Annotated in this window: 19 protein-coding genes; 9 read left to right on the top strand and 10 right to left on the bottom strand. The window is 60.0% G+C overall.

Annotated features, from left to right (window positions below):
• Positions 1-45: 45 nt before the first annotated feature.
• Positions 46-1,338, top strand: a complete 1,293-nt coding sequence (locus ACR3E4_RS14985) for an O-acetylhomoserine aminocarboxypropyltransferase/cysteine synthase family protein (protein ID WP_480532931.1) — start codon at positions 46-48, stop codon at positions 1,336-1,338.
• Positions 1,339-1,341: 3 nt separating this feature from the next.
• Positions 1,342-2,049, top strand: coding sequence for a GNAT family N-acetyltransferase (locus ACR3E4_RS14980; RefSeq protein WP_480532933.1), 708 nt, complete (start codon positions 1,342-1,344; stop codon positions 2,047-2,049).
• A 2-nt stretch (positions 2,050-2,051) separates the two neighbouring features.
• Here the strand turns inward: ACR3E4_RS14980 and ACR3E4_RS14975 are convergent, their stop codons facing one another.
• Positions 2,052-2,747, bottom strand: a complete 696-nt coding sequence (locus ACR3E4_RS14975; protein WP_480532935.1) for an SIMPL domain-containing protein — start codon at positions 2,745-2,747, stop codon at positions 2,052-2,054.
• Positions 2,748-2,911: 164 nt separating this feature from the next.
• Here ACR3E4_RS14975 and ACR3E4_RS14970 point away from each other — a divergent pair, with 164 nt between their 5' ends.
• Positions 2,912-4,918, top strand: coding sequence for a hypothetical protein (locus tag ACR3E4_RS14970; protein ID WP_480532937.1), 2,007 nt, complete (start codon positions 2,912-2,914; stop codon positions 4,916-4,918).
• Positions 4,919-4,972: 54 nt separating this feature from the next.
• On the opposite strand, the gene hppD is transcribed toward ACR3E4_RS14970, so the two are convergent.
• Positions 4,973-6,070, bottom strand: a complete 1,098-nt coding sequence (hppD, locus tag ACR3E4_RS14965; protein WP_480532939.1) for a 4-hydroxyphenylpyruvate dioxygenase — start codon at positions 6,068-6,070, stop codon at positions 4,973-4,975.
• A 147-nt stretch (positions 6,071-6,217) separates the two neighbouring features.
• Between hppD and ACR3E4_RS14960 the strand changes: the two genes are divergently transcribed.
• On the top strand, positions 6,218-6,673 hold the full coding sequence (locus ACR3E4_RS14960; protein ID WP_480533142.1) for an Lrp/AsnC family transcriptional regulator: 456 nt from the start codon (positions 6,218-6,220) through the stop codon (positions 6,671-6,673).
• Positions 6,674-6,693: 20 nt separating this feature from the next.
• Entirely contained in the window at positions 6,694-8,577 is a 1,884-nt protein-coding gene (locus ACR3E4_RS14955; protein WP_480532941.1) for a cation:proton antiporter domain-containing protein, read from the top strand.
• A 31-nt stretch (positions 8,578-8,608) separates the two neighbouring features.
• Here the strand turns inward: ACR3E4_RS14955 and cobT are convergent, their stop codons facing one another.
• Complete coding sequence (gene cobT / locus ACR3E4_RS14950; RefSeq protein ID WP_480532943.1) at positions 8,609-9,619, bottom strand: nicotinate-nucleotide--dimethylbenzimidazole phosphoribosyltransferase; 1,011 nt, start codon at positions 9,617-9,619, stop codon at positions 8,609-8,611.
• A gap of 79 nt (positions 9,620-9,698) precedes the next feature.
• On the opposite strand from cobT, the gene cobS reads away from it, so the two are divergent.
• A complete protein-coding gene (gene cobS / locus ACR3E4_RS14945; RefSeq protein ID WP_480532945.1) occupies positions 9,699-10,463 on the top strand; it encodes an adenosylcobinamide-GDP ribazoletransferase in 765 nt (254 codons plus the stop codon).
• Here cobS and ACR3E4_RS14940 read toward each other — a convergent pair.
• From ACR3E4_RS14940 to ACR3E4_RS14915, 6 genes are all read right to left on the bottom strand, one after another.
• Entirely contained in the window at positions 10,460-11,221 is a 762-nt protein-coding gene (locus tag ACR3E4_RS14940) for an ion channel (RefSeq protein WP_480532947.1), read from the bottom strand. The two genes, cobS and ACR3E4_RS14940, sit on opposite strands and share 4 nt — an antisense overlap.
• Before the next feature lie 121 nt (positions 11,222-11,342).
• Complete coding sequence (locus ACR3E4_RS14935; RefSeq protein ID WP_170792284.1) at positions 11,343-11,852, bottom strand: CarD family transcriptional regulator; 510 nt, start codon at positions 11,850-11,852, stop codon at positions 11,343-11,345.
• 285 nt (positions 11,853-12,137) lie between these two features.
• The gene (gene fdxA, locus ACR3E4_RS14930; protein WP_010439399.1) at positions 12,138-12,476 is read right to left on the bottom strand and encodes a ferredoxin FdxA; all 339 of its coding nucleotides are present in this window, start codon (positions 12,474-12,476) and stop codon (positions 12,138-12,140) included.
• Between the two features lie 65 nt (positions 12,477-12,541).
• Complete coding sequence (locus ACR3E4_RS14925) at positions 12,542-12,907, bottom strand: RNA-binding S4 domain-containing protein (protein ID WP_480532949.1); 366 nt, start codon at positions 12,905-12,907, stop codon at positions 12,542-12,544.
• A 6-nt stretch (positions 12,908-12,913) separates the two neighbouring features.
• A complete protein-coding gene (locus ACR3E4_RS14920) occupies positions 12,914-15,721 on the bottom strand; it encodes a helicase-related protein (RefSeq protein WP_480532951.1) in 2,808 nt (935 codons plus the stop codon).
• A gap of 23 nt (positions 15,722-15,744) precedes the next feature.
• Positions 15,745-16,353: a tetratricopeptide repeat protein gene (locus ACR3E4_RS14915; RefSeq protein WP_480532953.1), complete on the bottom strand. Its 609-nt coding sequence runs from the start codon at positions 16,351-16,353 to the stop codon at positions 15,745-15,747.
• A 30-nt stretch (positions 16,354-16,383) separates the two neighbouring features.
• Here ACR3E4_RS14915 and ACR3E4_RS14910 point away from each other — a divergent pair, with 30 nt between their 5' ends.
• The 3 genes from ACR3E4_RS14910 to ACR3E4_RS14900 all read left to right on the top strand — a co-directional run bounded on the left by ACR3E4_RS14910 (position 16,384) and on the right by ACR3E4_RS14900 (position 19,545).
• Complete coding sequence (locus ACR3E4_RS14910; protein ID WP_010439389.1) at positions 16,384-16,674, top strand: SCP2 sterol-binding domain-containing protein; 291 nt, start codon at positions 16,384-16,386, stop codon at positions 16,672-16,674.
• Entirely contained in the window at positions 16,674-17,645 is a 972-nt protein-coding gene (locus tag ACR3E4_RS14905) for an alpha/beta fold hydrolase (protein WP_480532955.1), read from the top strand. The genes ACR3E4_RS14910 and ACR3E4_RS14905 overlap by 1 nt, the downstream gene beginning before the upstream one ends.
• Positions 17,646-17,724: 79 nt before the next feature.
• Positions 17,725-19,545: a M3 family oligoendopeptidase gene (locus ACR3E4_RS14900; protein ID WP_480532957.1), complete on the top strand. Its 1,821-nt coding sequence runs from the start codon at positions 17,725-17,727 to the stop codon at positions 19,543-19,545.
• 28 nt (positions 19,546-19,573) lie between these two features.
• Here ACR3E4_RS14900 and ACR3E4_RS14895 read toward each other — a convergent pair whose 3' ends face one another.
• Positions 19,574-20,470, bottom strand: a complete 897-nt coding sequence (locus ACR3E4_RS14895; protein ID WP_480532959.1) for a DMT family transporter — start codon at positions 20,468-20,470, stop codon at positions 19,574-19,576.
• Positions 20,471-20,482 lie beyond the last annotated feature (12 nt).

The raw sequence follows: 20,482 nt of genomic DNA, 5'->3' as shown, positions 1-20,482 counted from the left end.
TGTCCTAGAGATTCAGCAGGATAGATTCCAACTGGAGATTCAAAGATGTCAGACGGCCCCACCTACGGTTTCGATACCCTGCAAATTCACGCCGGGGCCCGCCCCGATCCGGCGACCGGAGCACGCCAGACACCGATCTACCAGACTACGGCCTATGTGTTCCGCGATGCTGACCACGCCGCCGCGCTGTTCAATCTGCAGGAAGTGGGCTTTATCTATTCGCGCCTGACCAACCCGACCGTTGCGGTGCTGCAGGAACGTGTAGCCACACTGGAAGGCGGCGTAGGTGCGGTTTGCTGTTCATCGGGCCACGCGGCGCAGATCATGGCGCTGTTCCCGCTAATGGGGCCGGGCTGCAACGTGGTCGCCTCGACCCGTCTGTACGGTGGCACGGTCACGCAGTTCAGTCAGACCATCAAACGCTTCGGCTGGTCGGCCAAATTCGTGGACACCGACGATCTGGACGCGGTTAAAGACGCCATCGACGAAAACACCCGCGCGGTGTTCTGCGAATCCATCGCCAACCCCGGAGGTTATGTCACCGATATTCGCGCGCTGGCGGATGTGGCCGACGCGGCGGGCGTTCCGCTGATCGTCGACAACACCTCAGCCACGCCCTATCTGTGTCGCCCCATCGAACAGGGCGCGACGCTGGTGGTGCATTCGACCACCAAATACCTGACCGGCAATGGCACCGTCACCGGCGGCTGCATCGTGGATTCGGGCAAGTTCGACTGGTCCGCAAATGACAAGTTCCCATCGCTCAGCGCGCCGGAACCGGCCTATCACGGGCTGAAATTCCACGAAACCTTTGGTCCGCTGGCCTTTACCTTCCACAGCATCGCCATCGGTCTGCGCGATCTGGGCATGACGATGAATCCGCAGGCGGCGCATTACACGCTGATGGGGATCGAAACCCTGTCGCTGCGGATGGAACGCCACGTTGAAAACGCGCAGAAGATCGCTGCGTGGCTGGAGGCGGATGACCGGGTGGAATACGTGACCTATGCCGGGTTGCCCTCGTCGCCTTATTACGACCGGGTCAAAGCGCATTACCCGCGCGGCGCGGGTGCGCTGTTCACTTTTGCGGTCAAGGGCGGCTATGACGCCTGCATCAAACTGGTCAACGCGCTGGAGATCTTCAGCCATGTGGCCAATCTGGGCGATGCGCGGTCGTTGATCATCCATTCGGCCTCGACCACGCACCGACAACTGACGCCGGAACAGCAGGAAGCCGCCGGCGCCAGCCCCAATGTGGTTCGCCTGTCCATCGGGATCGAGGATGCGGACGATCTGATCGCCGACCTCGATCAGGCACTGGCCAAGGCGAGCGCCTGACCCATGGCTGCGGGCTATCACACGAACGCGCTGGGACAGCGCATCGGCCTGCCGGTGACGGGCGATTTTCCACGCCCGACACCGCCCTATACGCCGATGCAGGGCCAGTTCTGTTCGGTCGAGCCCCTGGACGTAAACCGTCATGCGCCCGGATTGTTCCGGGCGTTTGCCCACGACACGGATGCACGCAACTGGACCTATCTGCCCTACGGGCCCTTCGCCGCCGAGGCAGAGTTCTTTGACTGGGTACAGGCCACCTGCACCGGGGGCGATCCGATGTTCCATACGGTTCTCGACAGTGATGGCACCCCGGTCGGCATGGCCTCTTACCTGCGCGTCACCCCGTCGGCAGGATCGATCGAGGTGGGGCATATCCACTTTTCACCGCTATTGCAGCGCACGCCCATGGCGACCGAAACCATGTTCCTGATGATGCAACGCGTCTTCGACGAGCTGGGCTATCGCCGCTATGAGTGGAAATGTGACGCCCTGAATGCACCCTCTCGTCAGGCGGCCGAGCGCTTGGGCTTTACCTTCGAGGGCATTTTCCGGCAGGCAACCCACTACAAAGGGCGCAACCGCGACACCGCTTGGTATTCGATCCTCGACAGTGAGTGGCCACGGATCAAATCGGCCTTTCAGACGTGGCTGTCGCCCGACAATTTCGATGGTGCGGGCCAGCAACGTCAATCGCTGCAGGCCCGGGTCTGAGGTTACTCGGATATCTCAAAATCCATCGAGATATTGACCGATACCGAAATCTCACCCCCTGCAACCGGGACGCCTCCGGCATCGGACATCGCCATTTCGCGCATCTGGGCCATCGGACGCACACCGCCACCGTGATCGTTGATCGAGATCACCGGGCCAAGTGTGATCCCGGCGGCCTGCGCCAGTTGCTGCGCTTTGGCGGTCGCATCCGCAACCGCTTTGGCCCGCGCTTCGGCTTCAAGCGGTTTGGGCTCTTGCACACCAAAGCTCAGACCGCCGAAATCATTCGCGCCGTCCTTGATGACTGCGTCCATGATCTGCCCCAGCTTGTCCAGATCGCGCACCCGCACGAACACCCGATTCGAAGCTGTAAATCCGGTGATCTTGGGGGGCTTATTGCTGGAATTGCTGCGCCCCGACCAGACAGGCGACAGTGACAGATCGCGGGTCTGCACATCGCGTGCCTCCAACCCCATCTCGTCAAGCCGTTTGAGAATCTGCGCCACCGCATCCGAAGTCGCCTGCATCGCCACCGAGGCCTGTGGGTCATGGTTCGTCACCCCCAGCGTAATCGTCGCCATATCGGGGGCAGACACGGTGGTTCCGGTGCCACTGACCGAGATGCGACGTTCTTCCGCATGGGCTGGCATCGCGGCGACGGCTGCGGTCATCGCAGCCAGAAAAGCAAGTGTCTTCAAGGTGATCCCTCCTGTTGACTTGCCTCCAAGATGGACATCACAGCCCATACACGGCAAGGGGGAAACGCGCCTTTTTCTTTCCCTCGGCGGGTTCCTGCTCTAATCTCGGACGGCAGACATCCAAGCGTTTGCATTGAAGCTGACAATTATGGTTCATCCGGATTATGAAACCCGCCTTTGCGCTATCATTTTCTGAAAGCGGTATCGCCCTGCATCACCAGTCGGACGGAGACTGGTACTGCATCGGTATCGTTCCGCTGGATGCGCCCGATCATCAAGAACAGATCCAGGCCCTGCGCCATCAGGGATTCGCGCTGGAAAACGATCTAAGCTGCAAGCTGATCATCCCCGCAGATCAGGTTCGGCTGTTGACGGTTGAAACCGATGGTCTGGACGGTGACGCAGCGGTGCAGAAGGTCGAAGAAGCACTGGCCGCTGCGACGCCCTATGAACTGTCAGAACTGGCCTATGTCACAGATGTCGATGGCCCTGAGACCCACGTTGCCGCCGTGGCGCAGCAGACACTGAATGAGGCCAGCGGATTTGCCACCGATCACGGTTTTATCCCCGAGGCATTCTGGCTGAGCGCAACCGGTCAAGACACGCTGGACGAGCCGTTCTTTGAGATACCCGTCGTGCAGGACGAAACGACCGTGGCCTCCCCCGCCCAAACGCCCGAGATTTCGCTCTCGGCGCCCGATCCTGAACCACAGCCTGAGCCTGAGCCTGAGCCTGAGCCTGAGCCTGAGCCTGAGAGCGATGAGACGCCGCAAATCCCTGTGCATGCAATCGCGGATGAAGCCCCTGCTTTCGCGCCCGCATCTAACGCCCTGCCCGCAGCCACAAAGCCAGGGATTGACCTGAAACGCTTTGCTCTTCCCGCGATAGCCGCGTCGGTTGTGGTCGGAATGCTGTTGGGCGTCTGGTCCTTCAACAGCTCAGAACCGGAAGTGGCCGAAGTGGCAGAGCCGCTGAATCCACAGCCGGAACCGCAACCAGAAGTCGCAACCGAAGAGCCGCCGGAGCAAACCGCCGCAGCGGAGCCTGAAACCACTCAGCCAGAGGCCCCGGAAACTCAGGTCGCAAACCTGCCGCCCGAACCCGAAGCGTCAGCCACCGCAACAGAGGATGAGCCAGAGCTGTCGGCAACGGATACGGCCATCCTCGAAGCGTTGAAGGTCGCGCCGGAACCGGTTGAAGAGATTGCAGAACCTCTGGAAGACGGAACTGAATTTCATGCATTCACGGGCACGGCCCCGGCAGAACCTTCCGACATTGGCGCAGCACCCGGACAAATCGAAGATGACCTCTATCTGACCTCGGTCGACCGGTCGGACCTGTCAACCGACATTGTGGCTCTGCCGTCGCTCACCAGTCTGGACACGGACGAGCCCCCCGCCCAGATCACTTTGCCCGGTGAGGCCGGGCAGCGGTTTGAACTGGATGAGCGCGGCCTGGTAACGCCGAGTACCGAAGGCACGCTGAACCCAGCCGGTGTGATGGTTTATCTGGGCCGCCCACCTTCGGTGCCACCCGAACCGCCGACCCGGTTCGAGGCTGAACCTGTCGTCGTCGAAGTGGTTGACGAACGGCTCGCCGCCATCCGCCCGCGACCGCGCCCGGAAAACCTTGTCGACCAGTTTGAACGCCAGCAGCTTGGCGGGCGGTCCCTGCAAGAGTTGGCTTCGGTCCGACCCAAGTTGCGACCCGAAACGCTGCAGGTGCCCCAGCAGGTTGACGAAACACCAACAGCACTGGCGGTTGTGCGCGTGCCGCGCCCAAAAACCCGGCCTGCTAGCCTGACAGCACGGGCAACGCCCAAACCAAGCACAGGCAGCGCCCCGCTGGCATCGACCGCAAACGTTACCAGCAGTGAGGATGAGGCCGGTTCATTCCAGCCAAAGGCGGTGCAACCGAAAATCCCGACAACTGCTTCGGTCGCACGGCAAGCGACCATCGACAACGCAATCAACCTGCGCAAGCTCAACCTGATCGGTGTCTATGGCACACCGGCCAACCGCCGCGCCTTGGTCCGACTGCCCAGCGGGCGGTACAAAAAGCTGAAGGTCGGGGATCGCATTGATGGCGGCAATGTTGTTGCAATTGGCGACAGTGAGTTGCGCTATCAGAAACGCGGCAAGAACGTCACGCTCAAGATGCCGCGCGGATAAAGACAAAGCGCCATGTCGGGCAGACACGGCGCTTTGAAAGATTCAGTGGCGTGATCAGGCGGCCGAGATTTCACCTGATTCAATCTGCTCCCGCTCGATGGATTCGAACAGCGCTTTGAAGTTGCCTTCGCCAAACCCGTCATCGCCCTTGCGCTGAATGAACTCGAAGAAGATCGGGCCAATCACGGTTTTTGAGAATATCTGCAGCAGGATCTTGGTCTCGCCACCATCGACAACGCCTTCGCCATCGATCAGGATACCGTGTTTCATCATCCGGTGCTTGGGTTCGTCATGACCTGTCACGCGATCATAGGACATGTCATAATAGGCCTCGTTCGGGCCGGGCATGAACTTCAGCCCTTTCTCGGCAATCGCGTCGGTCGAGCTGTAGATGTCATCGCTGCCCACGGCGATATGCTGGATGCCCTCGCCCTTGTATTTTTTAAGATAGGACACGATCTGCCCGGTTTCGCCCCGGTCTTCGTTGATCGGAATGCGGATGCGACCGCAAGGAGAGGTCAGCGCGCGGCTGTAAAGCCCGGTGAACTTGCCCTGGATGTCGAAGAAACGGATTTCACGGAAGTTGAACAGATCGCCGTAGAACTTGAACCATTTGTCCATGTTGCCCTTGAACACGTTATGGGTCAGGTGATCGAGGTAATAGAACCCGTCGCCACGGGGTTTCGACTGCTCCAGCCACTCGAACTCTTCATTATAGGGCGAGGTGTCGTAATACTGATCGATAAAATAGATCAGCGAACCGCCGATGCCTTTGATAGCAGGGACATTCATGGTCTTGTCGGCACCGTCATAAGGCTCGGCCCCTTTGGCGATGGCGTGCTCATAGGCTTTCTGCGCATCCACCACGCGCCAACCCATCGCAGGGGCGCAGGGACCATGCTCGGCCACGAACTTGGCGGCAAAACTGTCGGGGTCCGCGTTCAGGATATAGGTGACATCGCCTTGCTGCCATAGCTCGACCTTAGGCGTATCGCGGTGATAACCGACATAGTCGAACCCCATCCGCGCGAACAGGTCACGCAGCTCCTGCGGCTCGGGATGGGCGAATTCGACGAACTCGAACCCGTCGGTGCCGGCGGGGTTTTCATCGCTGATCACGGATTTCGGGGCGTTGTGTGGGAAAGGACCCATGGCGCGTCTCCTCGGAAAACAGGAATTTCTTTGCTGATTCAAAAATACGCCTTAAACAACGCTGTTTCTGCGCGTTGTTTTCGTGTAACCTAATAGGAAACGCGGATAACCCGCATGATTTGGGCAGAAACCGGAGATTCTCCGCACATGCTGGATGCAACCGACACACGGCTGTTGTCAGCTTTGCAAAAAGACGCACACCTGACGGCGCATCAGTTGGGTGAGATGTTGAACCTGTCCGCCAGTCAGGCGGGCCGTCGCCGACAGCGGCTGGAGGCCGAAGGCTACATCACCGGATACACTGCGCGGCTTGATCCGCTGAAGCTGGGCCTGCAGGTGCAGGGGTTCATTCAGGTGCATCTGGGCACCCATGGCCCCGATCAATCTGCCAGTTTCGCCCGCATGGTCAACACCCGCCCCGAGATCAGCAGCGCCTGGACGATGACCGGAGAGGCGGATTACCTGCTTCACGTCTATTGTGACGACTTACCGGCACTCAACAGCTTGATTCATCAGGTGATCCTGCCGCATCCTGCGGTGGCACGGGTGCAAAGCCAGATCGTAATGGATCAGTTGAAACGCGACGCGCCGCTCCCGACCTGAGCGGTTTCAAGAGGACGATAATGAACGAGTTCCTTTATCAGGCATCGATCTATCTGGCAGCGGCGGTGATTGCCGTCCCGCTTTCAGCCCGTTTGGGGCTGGGCTCGGTGCTTGGCTATCTGGCCGCGGGCATCGCCATTGGCCCCATTCTGGGCCTTGTCGGCGCCGAGACCGAAAGCCTGCAGCACGTGGCCGAATTCGGCGTCGTGATGATGCTGTTCCTGATCGGGCTGGAACTGGAACCTCGCGCCCTGTGGGATATGCGGGACAAGCTTTTGGGTCTTGGCGGGCTGCAAGTCGGCCTGTCGACCATCGCCATCGCAGCGGTGGCCTTCTATACCGGCCAACCCTGGTCGGTATCTCTGGCGGTTGGCCTCACGTTGTCGCTGTCTTCCACCGCGATCGTGCTGCAAACCTTGTCTGAGAAGGGGTTGATGCAAACCAACGGCGGGCGGGCCACCTTCTCGGTACTTCTGACGCAGGATATCGCGGTGATCCCGATATTGGCGTTCCTGCCACTTCTGGCGCTGCCTGCAAGCATCCACATCGAAGATGACGGTTCGATCAACCGAGGCGTAAGTGCCGCCAAGGACGCGGATTATCACGCCACGCTCTCATTGGTCGAAGGCCTGCCCGGTTGGGCCGTTACGCTTGTCACCATCGGTGCGGTCGCCTTCGTCGTGCTGGCAGGTATCTACCTGACCCGCCCGCTGTTCCGTTTCATCCACGCCACCCGACTGCGCGAGATGTACACGGCGCTGGCGCTGATGATCGTGGTCGGCATCTCGTTCCTGATGACCCTGGTCGGCCTGTCGCCCGCTCTGGGCGCGTTTCTGGCCGGGGTGGTTCTGGCCAGTTCGGAATTCCGGCACGAAATGGAAAGCGATCTTGAGCCGTTCAAGGGGCTGTTGCTGGGCCTGTTCTTTATCACAGTCGGTGCCGGGATCGACGTGGGGTATTTCTTCGACGATCCGTTTGACCTGATCGGTCTGGCCTTGCTGGTCATTCTGGCCAAGGGAATCATCCTGTTCATCGTCGGGCGGGCCTTCAAGCTGCGCGGGCGCGATCACTGGCTGTTCACTCTGGGGCTGGCGCAGGCCGGTGAGTTTGGCTTTGTCCTGCTGGCATTTTCAACGCAGCAGAACGTGATCCCGCCGGGCCTGTCGCAGAAACTGTTGATGATCATCGCCCTGACCATGTTGATCACGCCGCTTCTGTTCATCATCTACGACCTGCTTTTGCGCTTTGTCGGTGAAAGCAAACCGCAGGTCGAGCCCGATCAGATCGACGAAAAAGGCCCTGTCATCATCGCCGGGATCGGTCGGTTTGGGCAGATCGTCAATCGGCTGGTGCAAGCCAGCGGGTTCAAGACGGTGGTTCTGGATCATGACATCGAAACCATCCAGTTGATGCGCCGCTTCGGGGTCAAGGGGTTTCTCGGCGATCCCACACGTCCCGAATTGTTGCGCGCGGCCGGCATCGAAAAGGCCGCCGTGCTGGTGGCCGCGATGGACGATTACAAACAGGTGACCCGGCTCGTCGGCTACGCCCGCCGTCAACGGCCCGACCTGCACATCATCGCACGTGCTCGTGATCGCACCCATGTCTACGAACTCTATCAGGCCGGAGCCAACGATATCGTGCGCGAGATGTTCGATGGATCGCTGCGCGCGGGTCGGTATGTTCTGGAGAATATCGGGCTCAGCGAATACGAAGCGGCACAGGCAGAGCAAACCTTCTATCACCATGATCGCAGCTCAGTCCGCCAATTGGCGGAACTGTGGATACCGGGCATGCCGACCGCCGAGAACAAGAAGTATATCGAGCGGGCGCAGGAACTGGAGAAAGATCTGGAAACGGCCCTGCTGGAGTTGGCCGAGGAACACGCAAAGAAATCGGCCTGACCCGGGCCCCTGCCCCGGTCAGGCGCCTGGATTAACCGTCCGAGACTCCGGCCTCGGCGAAGGTCGCCATGCCGGAATGGCAGGCCACTGCGCTTTTCAGGATATTGATCGCCAGCGCCCCACCTGAACCTTCGCCCAAGCGCAAACCGAGGCTCAGCAACGGTTCCTTGCCCAGTTTGCCCAACATGGCCGCATGCGCGCCCTCGGCGCTTTGGTGGCCTGCAACACTGTGGTCAAGCGCTGTATCGGAAATCTGCGCCAGACAGGCCGCCGCTGCGGTGCAAATGAACCCGTCCAGAATGACCGGAATGCGCAGCACCCGCGCGGCGGCAATCGCGCCCGCCATGGCCGCAATCTCGCGTCCACCAAGACAACGCAGGACATGCAGACCGTCGCCCTGACCGTGCAGGGCAACGCCTTCGGCCACAACGCGAGTTTTGTTGACCAGCCCCGCGTCATCCACACCGGTCCCACGTCCGGTCCAATCCGCCGCTTCTCCGCCGAAAAGCGCGCAGGCAATGGCCGCAGCCGGGGTGGTGTTGCCGATCCCCATCTCTCCGACCACAAGCAGATCAGACTGCGGGTCGACCGCTTGCCAGCCTGTGCGCAGGGCGCTCAGAAGCTCCTCTTCGCTCATCGCGGGGCCTTGGGTGAAATTTGCGGTGGGGCGTTCAAGCTCCAGCGCGTGCACGTCCATCTTCGCGCCTGCGGCCTTGGCCAATTGGTTGATCGCCGCACCGCCATGTTCGAAATTCATGACCATCTGCACCGTCACCTCAGGCGGAAACGCCGAAACGCCCTGCGCGGTGACACCATGATTGCCCGCAAACACGATGACCTGAGGCGCATTGATCTGAGGCCGCGCATCCCCGCGCCAGCCCGCATACCAGATCGCCAGATCCTCAAGCCGACCCAACGCGCCGGGCGGCTTGGTCAGTTGGCCGTTGCGCTCGCCCGCGCCCTCCACAGCAGAGGGGTCCGGACCGGGCGCGCTGGTCAGCGCATCGCGGAAACTGTTCAGATCATTGAGTTCAGGCAGCATTGAAAGCCTCGTTGCATCAGAGTGGTTGTGTGTGTTTAACCAATGCTGGCAAAGCAACAAGACCCTGAAAGGCCTGGGAGTGACCAAAAACGACACCGCCCCGTTTTCTGCGTGGGATATCCCTCTGGCTCTGGTCCTGCTGACCCGCTTGCCCCTTCCGCGCTTGCCCGACGCGGCATTTGCCCGGCAGTCGCGCGCCGCATGGGCCTATCCACTGGCGGGACTCGTTGTCGGAGCACTGGCCTGCGGGGTTGCCTGGATCGCGATCTGGGCGCAGTTGCCCCCGCTCGCGACCGCTGTCCTGCTGATCGCGGTGCTGATCATCGCGACCGGAGCGATGCATGAAGACGGGCTGGCCGACACTGCCGACGGGCTCTGGGGTGGTTTCACGCCCGAGCGTCGGTTGGAGATCATGAAAGACAGCCATATCGGCACCTATGGCGTTCTGGCGCTGTTGCTTGTGCAACTGCTGCGGCTCAGCGCCGTGGTTGCCCTGATTGGTGCAGGTCTGCTGACGGGCGTTCTGGCCGCCTGCCTGTTTTCCCGCGCCATGATGCCAGCCTTGATGCGCGCCTTGCCCAATGCCCGCAAATCGGGATTGAGCCATTCGGTCGGCGCGCCGCCCCTGCCCGCTGTACTGGCTGGTATAAGTCTGGCCTTCATACTGTCATTGGTGCTGCTGGGTGGATCAGCCATCGTACCGATGCTCTGCGCCCTGATCTCCGTGACCATCGTGGCGCGCGTCGCCAAGATCAAGATCGGTGGTCAGACCGGCGACATTCTGGGCGCCACTCAACAGGTATCCGAGGTTGTATTCCTTTTGGTGCTGACCTCATCGCTTTAAGATGCGCCCCCGGTTTCGATGCGCAATGTCGCGCCGCAATGCTTGCAATGCACAGCATCCGGGTCGTGCCGGAACAGACCGCAGCTCGGGCATTTGTAACGCACCTTTTGCGGCATGAAGATCGCCTGGGCCAGACGCACGAACAGCGCCACACCGACCACCATGATGAAGACAGAGAACAGCTTGCCTGCTGGCGTTGTCAGCGTGATATCCCCGAACCCGGTTGTCGTCAGTGTCGCCATGGTGAAATAGAGCGCATCGATATACGGGTTTTGCGCGTCATCCGGGACAAAGAAGACCAGCACCGCGGTCGAGGTCGCAAATACAAATACCAAAAGGTTGGTCGCCGCGATCACCGCGTCCTCATGAGTGCGGAAAAACGGGCTGTCCCTGCGCAAGTCCCGCAGCAGATGATAGGAATGTATCAGCCGTAAAGCGCGCAATATCCGCACGAATGCCAGGTTCCCGGTCAAAAATGGATCGAGCAACAGGGATACGATCACCACGATGTCGGCCAGCGTGTAAATCTGGCGCAACAGTTTCCAGCGATCTTTGGCGATCCACAACCGGGCACAGAAATCCAGCAGGATGATCAGCCCAACCCCTAGGCTTGCAGCCGTAAGTCCCGGCCCGTGCGGAATGTTCGCGGTGGCGACAAAAAAGATGATCGAGGCGATGTCGAACAGGATCAGCCCATAACGGAACCAGACCGAAACAGGCTCGTGACTGATGTAGAGATACTTCACAGTCTGCTTCATCACGACCCCGTATCTTCCTGCAGTTACTGAAAAATACCCGACAAGTGACGCGATACCAAGCACCGGCCATGAAAAAAGCCGCCCCGGTGACAGGGCGGCTTTGAAACGGTTGGTATGTGGATCAGGCGGCGCGCGAGGTCAGCACCTCATCCACCTGTTTGGCAGCAGAAATTTCATCCGCGCCCGATACGGCGGCCACTTCGCGGGTCAAACGCTCAAGCGCGGCTTCATACAGCTGGCGCTCGGAGTAGCTCTGCTCACGCTGATCGTCGGTGCGGTGCAGATCGCGGACCACCTCGGCGATCGAGATCAGGTCGCCCGAGTTGATTTTCTGTTCATATTCCTGCGCCCGGCGCGACCACATGGCGCGTTTGACCTTGGCCTTGCCCTTCAGCGTCTTCATCGCCTGGCTGATCACATCCGGCGAGCTGAGCGACCGCAGACCGGATTCGGTAACCTTGTTGGTCGGCACCCGCAGGGTCATCTTATCCTTCTCAAAGGAGATCACGAACAGCTCAAGCGAGAACCCCGCGACCTCCTGTTCCTCGATCGATATGATCTGACCCACGCCATGGGCGGGATAGACAACATAATCGTTCGGGCGGAACTCAAGCTTCTTCGACTTCGACATTCAGATACATCCTTCGTTACAGACCGGGACATAAGACGACAAAAACACCCCAGCCGAGGTCCGATACGGCCCCGTCAGGCGGTTCTTTTGTCACAAAATCAGGACTCCAAAGTGATCATACTTACGGAGCACATCCCCATCACAGTCATCATTCAGGTATTGAGTATATCACAAAAATGCGACACCCAAAAGAGCATCCTCCGGCAAAGGAGGAAATCACGCATTATCTCAACAGGATAAGGCGTCAGCGGGCATCAATCCTGCGAAGCTTGTTCCCCGAATCGCTTAACCGCCCTCGCCCGGCGCTTCCGAGAAATACTTCTCCATCTTGCCTTCTTCGCCGTCGCGTTCCTCGGCCTCGGGCAATGGATCTTTCTTGGTGACGATCACCGGCCACATTTCCGAGTATTTCCGGTTAAACTCGACCCACTGCTCCATCCCCGGTTCGGTGTCGGGACGGATGGCGTCGGCAGGGCATTCGGGTTCGCACACGCCGCAATCGATGCATTCGTCGGGATGAATGACCAGCGTATTCTCGCCTTCGTAGAAACAATCCACCGGGCATACCTCGACGCAGTCGGTGTATTTGCAGCCAATGCAGTTTTCGGTGACGACATAGGTCATTGTTTGGTTCCCATTTACGCTTTGGCGCCTAGCTAATCCAGACAGGGACCATCTTCAAGGTCAGATCATCCCTTTGGGGTGCGAGAAAGATCAAGCGCGCGCCGTTCTTTCTTGGTCGGACGACCTTTTCCCTCAAAACCCGGATTTTTGGGCGGTGCGTCCTGCTTTTCGGTCATATCAAAGTACAGCGTTTGCGCCTCAGGGGCCGGGCCCCTGCGTTCGCCCAGCTTTTCGATGCGAACGACCCTGACGATCCGCCCCTGCGGGAAGGTCAGAACGTCACCGGGGGCCACGGCCTGCGCCGGTTTTAGCACCCGATTTCCGTTCAACCTGACATGGCCGCCGCTGACCTGTTTGGCGGCCAGGCTACGGGTCTTGAAGAACCGCGCCTGCCACAACCATTTATCGATCCGCAGCTTGGCCTGATCCATGACGGATCAGTTACCGTCCTTCAGACCCATCAGCGCCGCCGCGAACGGGTTGTCGGGATCGATGGCCTTTTCCTTTTTCGGAGGCCGCGACGAGAAGGATTTGGCACCCTGCGGCTTGCCGCCCTTCTTGCCCTGCGGCTTGCGACCGTCCTGAGGCTTGCCGCGCGGTTTGCCCTTGCCCTGCCCCTGCTCGCGGCGCGGGCCACGGTTGGGTTGACGCTGACGGCCCCAGGTGAAGGTGTAGAACACCTCGGCTTCGGGTTCTTCCGCAGCGGGAGCCTCGGCTGCCGCCTCGGTGCTTTCGGTGGCCTCGGCTGGCGCCTCGGCGGGTGCGGCGACCTCTTCGGTCGGGGTTTCCGGCGCGGCGGTTTCTTCGGCGACAGGTTGCTCGGGCGCGTCTGTCGCAGTTTCGGGCGCGGTCTCGACCGGTGCCGGTTTGATCTTCTCACGCTCGCCACGTTCGGCTTTGTAGCCCAGACCCTGCATCAGATCGGCGAATTGCTCCAACGTCATGCCGGTGATCGAGAGCATGTCGGGCTTGGCCTCGAACCCGCCCCGACTGTCCTCGGCGCGCAGCATGTCGGCCAGGCGTTCCAGCATATCGATCCGGATCGAGCGTTCGCCCGCGTCGCGGTAGCCGCACATGGTGTCATAGCCCTGCGGTGCATCTTTGGCGACCGGCACAGTGACCAAACCCGGAGGCGGTGCCTCGGGGAATTCCTGCAGGCCGCTGGACAGCGCCCAAAGCACCAGACGCAGGCGCGTCGGCGCGGGTTTCAGCAGCAGCGGCATGAAGATGGTGAACTGACCAAAGCGGATACCGTGCTTGCGCAGTGCGCCACGGGCGTCCTGATCCAGATCCTTGACCTCTTGCGCGACCTGCGCGCGCGGCAATACGCCCAGCGCCTCGACCATGCGGAAGGCGAAACCTTTGGCGAGACCAGACAGTTCCTCATCCCGCGACAGGTTCAGCAGCGGTTCGAACAGCGCGGCGACCTTGCGGTCGATGAAATGCTGCAATCGGCGCTGCACTTTCTGCTCGACATCCGGCCCTGCGGCCTCATCCACAAAAACCTCGACCATCGGCTTGAGCGGCTCTGCCCCGGCAACCAGTTTGCCGACGGCATATTCGCCCCACATCAGGCCACCCTGATCGGTGAAATCAATTTCGGTATCGGGCGCATTGTAGAAGCGATCGGCACGCAGATGGAATTGCGGCGCGAGTGCCTGCAGTGAGGCCGATTTCAGAGCTTTCGCCTCGGTTCCCTGCGCAGCTTTGTCCGGCGAGAACCGGAACCCTTCCAGACGACCGACGAATTCGCCTTCGACGGTCACTTCACCCTTGTCATTTACTTCGGCCAAAAGGGCCTCCTTCTGTTTGAGCCGGCGCAGCAACACGGATGTGCGCCGGTCCACAAATCTCTGAGTCAAACGCTCATGCAACGCGTCCGACAGCCTGTCTTCTACAATGCGCGTTTCCTCACGCCAATGCGATTCGTCACGCACCCAACCGTTTCGTTGCGCAACATATGTCCAGGTGCGAATATATGCCAACCTTTTGGACAATGCATCAATGTCACCATGGGTTTGGTCGATCCGGCGGATTTGCCGCGCCATGAAATCGTCGGGGATGGAGCCGCGTTCATGCAGGTGGCCATAGATCACTTCGAGCAGGCTGGCATGTTCGGCGTGACTGATGCCGCGAAAGTCGGGAATTCGGCACACATCCCACAGCAGACGGATCGACGGACCATCGCTGGCGCGGGCCCCGACCTCGGCCACTTGCGACAGCGATTTCAGCGCATTCAGATCATCGGCAGGCCGGGCCTTGATCAGATGTTCGTCATTCGGCGAGACCTCAAGCGAGTTGATCAGCGCGTCAATTGAGCCAAAGCGAAGGGCAGCATTCCGCCAGTTCAGCTTTTTCATCGGCGTAAAGCGGCTGTCCATAATCGCCTGCGCCGTGCCTTCGTCCAGCGGCGGAGCCTCACCGGTGACGCCAAAGGTGCCGTCGGACATGCCGCGCCCGGCCCGGCCTGCGATCTGCGCCAGTTCGTTGGGGGCCAGAGGCCGCATCCGCCGCCCGTCAAATTTGGTCAGGGAGGAAAACGCGACGTGGTTCACATCCAGATTCAGCCCCATGCCGATGGCATCGGTGGCAACCAGATAGTCGACCTCGCCATTCTGATACAGCTCCACCTGCGCGTTCCGCGTGCGCGGGCTGAGCGCGCCCATGACCACAGCCGCCCCGCCCTTTTGACGGCGCAGCAATTCGGCGATGGCATAGACGTTATCCACCGAGAATCCGACGATGGCACTGCGCGCGGGCATACGGCTGATCTTTTTCGAGCCGGAATAGACCAGTTGCGACATCCGCTCGCGCCGGACGAACTGCGCCTCGGGGACCAGCGCTGCGATGGGGCCGCGCATGGTGTCGGAGCCCAGAAACAGCGTTTCATGCGTACCGCGCGCGCGCAGCAGGCGGTCGGTGAAGACATGGCCGCGTTCGGGATCGGCACAAAGCTGGATTTCGTCGATGGCGACGAAATCGGCCCCCATGCCCTCGGGCATCGCCTCGACCGTGCAGACCCAGTACTGGGCACGCGGCGGCACGATGCGCTCCTCACCCGTGACCAATGCCACCACGGACGGCCCGCGAATTGCGACGATCTTGTCGTAAACTTCGCGCGCCAGCAGACGCAGCGGCAGACCGATGACACCGGTGCGGTGCCCCAGCATGCGTTCGATCGCGTAATGGGTTTTACCTGTGTTGGTCGGGCCGAGTACGGCCACTATTCGGGAAGACCCGCTCACCTTTGCCCCCTGCGCCCTGAGACTTACAGCGCCTTGCCTTCAACCTGAGGCTTCAGCCGATTCACGGCATTGGTTACTTCTTCGTGATGGGGATGTATAGCCAACGCCCGCGAATAGGCCTCAAGCGCCTGTTCGGGCTTGCCCACGATCTCGAATATCAGACCCAGACCATAAATGGCCTCGTAATTGTTCGGGTTGAGGGTCAGCGCGTGTTCGAGGTCGGCCGCAGCCATGCCAAACCGGTCGATGCCGAAGAAAGCCGAAGCGCGCACATGCCAGCCTTCGGCAAATTCCGGCGCGTGATCCGTCAGCGCCGTCAGATGATCCAGGGCGGCTTCGACATCGCCATCCTCCAGAGCCTCTCGCCCCCGCTCCAGCAGCAGATCCGCCGAGGCCGATCCCGACTGCGACCACAGCGCCTGCAACTGCCGATCCAGACCGATGGCCTGTTCGGGCGTCGATTGCGCGAGTTGCTGCAACAGCACGGTTTCGTCCCGCGAATCCGCCTGCTGCGCGGCGCAAGTGGTGGAAAACGTGACTATGACGGCGAGTGCCGCGACGGTACGTTTGAGATTGGTGATTGCAATACCCATAACAATGGTCAGTGTAGCGTTGCGACCGGGGATGTCCATTCACGGCGCATGAACAATATGAGGAAGACCATGAGCGATATTCTGGAAAAAGCCGCGGCGGCATTGAATGAGAAACTGTCGGGCGGCGATTTCGACGCGTCAGCAAAGTTTGCCATTGCCGATCTGGGGTCTATCATCCTGGATGCAAGCGGTGCGCGCGTCAGCGATGATGAGGCTGATGTGACCCTCAGCGCCGATGCGGATACCTTTGAACAAATCCTCAGCGGCGACCTGAACCCAACCGGTGCATTCATGTCCGGTAAGCTGAGCGTTGACGGAGACATGGGTATTGCCATGAAACTCGCCTCGGTGCTGGCCTGATGGAGTTCTCGCCGGCCCCCTTGTTCGAAGACGTGGCCGGCGGCCCTGCCGGTGGTGCGGCCCATTGGCTGACCACGCAAGACGGCAAACGCATTCGGGTGGCGCATTGGCGCCCCGATGGCGACACACGCGGCACGGTGATGCTGTTTCCCGGCCGCACGGAATATGTCGAAAAATACGGAGATACAGCCAGAGAGTTTGCAAATCGTGGCTTTGCCAGCCTGTCGGTCGACTGGCGCGGGCAAGGTCTTGCAGATCGCCTGCTGGAGGATCCACGGATCGGTCATGTTGGTCAGTTTACCGATTACCAGCATGATGTGCGGTCCACTCTGGAGCTTGCCGATAAACTGAAATTGCCCAAACCCTGGTACGTGATTGGCCATTCGATGGGCGGGGCCATCGCATTGCGCGCTATCCTTGAAGGGGCTGATTTTGCGGCCTGCGCCTTCACCGGGCCGATGTGGGGAATTTATTTTTCTCCAATCATGAAACCGCTCAGCCAATTGACCGCCTATTGGGGGCCGCGTCTGGGACTGGGTGAGAAAACACCGCCCACGACCTCATTGGAAAGCTATGTGGTCTCGCAGCCCTTTGAAGGTAATGTGCTGACCCGTGATCCCGCGATGTATCAAATGATGCGGGATCAGTTGGCGGCGCATCCTGAACTGGCTTTGGGCGCGCCATCCACGATCTGGCTGCGCGAGGCGCTGGATGAATGTACCTGGCTGATGGAACAGACCGCGCCTGATACCCCGGCGCTGACGTTTCTGGGCAGCCACGAACAGATCGTGGATCGCAAGGCGATCCGGGCACGTATGGCGAACTGGCCCAGCGGGACACTTGTCGAAATTCCAGACGGCGAACACGAGGTTCTGATGGAAGCGCCCGAGGTACGGGGCCCTGTCTTAGACCAACTGGCCGCTCATTTTCTGGCAGCCAACGCAAAACCCAGGCCCGAGCCCTGTCATTAAGGTCTGGGTCGACGGGCTGCTTGTGATCCGGGCGCGCCGCGCCTAAATGTTTGCGAACGCAGTTTATTCGAGGTGACCCATGCGCGACCTTCCCTTCCCTGTCCGTGACGCAAATGCAGGCGGCGGCGCCGATGATCTGGGCAACCTGCCGGAATGGGATCTGACCGATCTGTATACGTCCGAGGATGCCGCGGAACTGTCCCGCGATCTGGACTGGCTGGAAGAAGAATGCGCCGCCTTTGCCTCGGATTACGAGGGTAAGCTGGCTGATCTTGACGCTGCAGGCCTGCTGACTTGCGTGCATCGCAACGAAAAGATCAACGCCATCGCGGGCCGCATCATGTCATTTGCAGGGTTGCGCTATTACCAGCTGACCACCGATGCAGATCGCGCCAAGTTCCTGTCGGACATGCAGGAAAAGATCACCGTTTTCACCACTCCGCTGGTGTTCTTCACGCTTGAGATCAACCGCATCGAAGATGACGTGCTAAAGACGCATTTCGATGCCAATGCCGATCTGGCCCGGTACGAGCCGGTCTTCCGCCGCATCCGCGCGATGAAGCCTTATCAGCTGTCGGATGAGCTTGAGAAATTCCTGCATGATCTGGGTGTTGTCGGCGACGCCTGGGAACGCCTGTTCGACGAAACCATCGCGGGCCTTACCTTTACCGTCGATGGCGAAGAGCTGAATATCGAAGGTACTCTGAACCTGCTGACGGAACAGGACCGCGCCAAGCGCGAGGCCGCTGCACGAGAGCTGGCTACGGTTTTCCAAAACAATATCAAAACCTTCGCCCGCGTTCATAACACGCAAGCCAAGGAAAAAGAGATCGTCGACCGCTGGCGTCAGATGCCGACCGCGCAGACCGGACGACATCTGTCGAATGATGTTGAACCAGAGGTGGTCGAAGCCCTGCGCGAGGCCGTCGTGGCCGCCTATCCCAAGCTGAGCCATCGGTATTATGAGCTGAAACGCAAATGGCTGGGTCTGGACGTGATGCAGGTCTGGGACCGCAACGCGCCGCTGCCGATGGAAGACACCCGCATTGTCGGCTGGGATGAGGCCGAAAAGACGGTGATGGACGCCTACAATGCCTTCGATCCCCGCATGGGCGAAATCGCTTCCCCGTTCTTCTCGAAAGGCTGGATCGATGCGGCGGTGAAGCCCGGCAAGGCACCCGGCGCCTTTGCCCACCCCACCGTCACCGAGGTTCATCCCTATGTGATGCTCAACTATCTGGGCAAACCGCGCGATGTGATGACGCTGGCGCATGAGCTTGGTCATGGCGTGCATCAAGTGCTGGCCGCCGATCAGGGAGAGATGCTGTCCTCCACCCCGCTGACGCTGGCCGAAACTGCCAGCGTGTTTGGCGAGATGCTGACCTTCCGCAAGATGCTGGATCAGGCCGAGACCCCCGAACAGCGCAAGGTGCTGCTGGCGGGCAAGGTCGAGGATATGATCAACACGGTGGTCCGCCAGATCGCCTTCTACGATTTTGAATGCAAGCTCCACGCTGCCCGCCGCGAGGGCGAACTGACCCCGGACGATATCAACGCCCTTTGGATGAGCGTTCAGGCCGAAAGCCTTGGCCCCGCATTCGAATTCATGGACGGGTATGAGACCTTCTGGGCCTATATCCCCCACTTCGTCCATTCGCCCTTCTACGTCTACGCCTACGCCTTCGGCGACGGCCTCGTGAATGCGCTGTATTCGGTTTACGAAAGCGGCGCCGAGGGGTTCGAGGACAAGTATTTCGAGATGCTGCGCGCCGGTGGTTCCAAACACCACAAGGAACTGCTGGCCCCGTTCGGTCTGGACGCCAGCGACCCGGAATTCTGGGACAAGGGTCTGTCGATGATTTCAGGCTTCATTGACGAACTGGAAGCGATGGAAAGCTGATGCAGCGAGGCAGCCGGATCAGGCTGCCTCATTTTCCCTTGGCAGGCTTCATCGACGTCATGAAGATGGCCGCCACAATCAAGACCGCCCCAACAATGGCCAGCGATGTGATCGTTGCTCCCAGAAACAGCGCGGAATTCACAAATGTGAACACCACCGAGGCGGCAAACATCAGGGTTGCAGTCAGTGTCGAGACCCGGGCTGCAGCCTCATACCAAAAGTAGTAGGCCAGCGCCGTTGGCAACACGCCCAACAGGATCAGGAATACCACATCGTTTGCCGAGGGCATCTGCAGAGAAAACGCCGCCAGAGGCATCAGCAGAACACCGGCGCACAAGAATATCCCGAACAGAAAGTTCAGCCGTTCAACCGTTGTTTCCGACGATTGCATAGCCCGGCTGCTGGAGATCAGAAACACTGCCCAGCTCAGCCCTGCGCCAATCTCCATCAAGTCGCCCAAAAGAGGGTCCCCTCCGCCTTCAAAATCCCGGTAAACAGTCAGAAATACACCGAATATGGCCAAGGCCGTCGCCAGAACCTCGGTGCGACTGACAGGGGTATCAGCAAAGAAATAGAGGAATATCAAAACGAAAAACGGGGCGGTATTTTCAAGCACCATCGCATTTGCAGCACCTGTATGTTCCAGACCGATATGGAAGAGGATGTAGTTCACCACCGTTGACAACACTGCCAGCCGGAAGTTCCAGTCGCCAAACTGGATCGAAACCCGCGCGCCCATCAGGCGCAACATGCAATACATGGCAAGGGCCGCGATAAACAGCCGCGACACGGCAATCTGCAACCCACCCAGATCACTGGTCAGATATCTTACGATTACGCTGTGCGTGCCCCACAAAAACGCAGCAAGAAAGCCAAGAACCAACCCATTGTGCAGTAACGATGATTTCTGCGATTGATCCTGCACCGGCGGCTCCGC

The organism is Ruegeria sp. AP11, from assembly GCF_056535865.1.
Note: the sequence above shows the minus strand (reverse complement) of the source record. Positions and strands in the feature narration are given on the sequence as shown.

Bases quoted from the DNA above. Each gene is read 5' to 3' on its own strand.
- ACR3E4_RS14940 (WP_480532947.1), bottom strand. From the start codon at position 11,221: ATGAAGCAGACTGTGAAGTATCTCTACATCAGTCACGAGCCTGTTTCG.
- hppD (WP_480532939.1), bottom strand. From the start codon at position 6,070: ATGGGTCCTTTCCCACACAACGCCCCGAAATCCGTGATCAGCGATGAA.
- cobT (WP_480532943.1), bottom strand. From the start codon at position 9,619: ATGCTGCCTGAACTCAATGATCTGAACAGTTTCCGCGATGCGCTGACC.
- fdxA (WP_010439399.1), bottom strand. From the start codon at position 12,476: ATGACCTATGTCGTCACCGAAAACTGCATTGGCTGCAAATACACCGAC.
- ACR3E4_RS14970 (WP_480532937.1), top strand. From the start codon at position 2,912: ATGAAACCCGCCTTTGCGCTATCATTTTCTGAAAGCGGTATCGCCCTG.
- ACR3E4_RS14905 (WP_480532955.1), top strand. From the start codon at position 16,674: ATGGAGTTCTCGCCGGCCCCCTTGTTCGAAGACGTGGCCGGCGGCCCT.
- ACR3E4_RS14925 (WP_480532949.1), bottom strand. From the start codon at position 12,907: ATGGATCAGGCCAAGCTGCGGATCGATAAATGGTTGTGGCAGGCGCGG.
- ACR3E4_RS14910 (WP_010439389.1), top strand. From the start codon at position 16,384: ATGAGCGATATTCTGGAAAAAGCCGCGGCGGCATTGAATGAGAAACTG.
- ACR3E4_RS14935 (WP_170792284.1), bottom strand. From the start codon at position 11,852: ATGTCGAAGTCGAAGAAGCTTGAGTTCCGCCCGAACGATTATGTTGTC.
- ACR3E4_RS14960 (WP_480533142.1), top strand. From the start codon at position 6,218: ATGCTGGATGCAACCGACACACGGCTGTTGTCAGCTTTGCAAAAAGAC.
- ACR3E4_RS14900 (WP_480532957.1), top strand. From the start codon at position 17,725: ATGCGCGACCTTCCCTTCCCTGTCCGTGACGCAAATGCAGGCGGCGGC.
- ACR3E4_RS14985 (WP_480532931.1), top strand. From the start codon at position 46: ATGTCAGACGGCCCCACCTACGGTTTCGATACCCTGCAAATTCACGCC.
- ACR3E4_RS14955 (WP_480532941.1), top strand. From the start codon at position 6,694: ATGAACGAGTTCCTTTATCAGGCATCGATCTATCTGGCAGCGGCGGTG.
- ACR3E4_RS14980 (WP_480532933.1), top strand. From the start codon at position 1,342: ATGGCTGCGGGCTATCACACGAACGCGCTGGGACAGCGCATCGGCCTG.
- ACR3E4_RS14915 (WP_480532953.1), bottom strand. From the start codon at position 16,353: ATGGACATCCCCGGTCGCAACGCTACACTGACCATTGTTATGGGTATT.